The 282-nt window shown below is 64.2% G+C and carries 1 protein-coding gene; it reads right to left on the bottom strand.

Annotated features, from left to right (window positions below; all coding sequences use genetic code 11):
• The coding region (locus JYB63_RS23030) for a hypothetical protein (protein WP_205660242.1) at positions 1-282 on the bottom strand (282 nt) is incomplete at both ends.

Consider the following 282-nt stretch of genomic DNA (forward strand, 5'->3'; position numbering starts at 1 on the left):
GTTTCCGACATGGCATAGGTTTCGAAGATCTTTCGCGCACCGGTGAAGCGCAGCACCTCCTCGCGCCAGCCCTCAGGCTGAACCACGCCCTTGGCGCCACCGGTGGTGGCAATGAACGAATCGGGGTGGAACACCCCTTCCAGCCCCCGCTCCAGCCCCGCCTTGGCCATGTTGTGCAACAGGTTCCAGGTGCCGCCGATGTAGACCACCTTGCCCTTGAGGCGGGCGGTCATGTCGGCGAAGAAGTCCGCCAGGTAGCTGGGCATGTCGGCCTGCAACTGG

It is taken from the genome of Aliamphritea spongicola, from assembly GCF_017051665.1.
Taxonomy (GTDB): domain Bacteria; phylum Pseudomonadota; class Gammaproteobacteria; order Pseudomonadales; family Balneatricaceae; genus Amphritea; species Amphritea spongicola.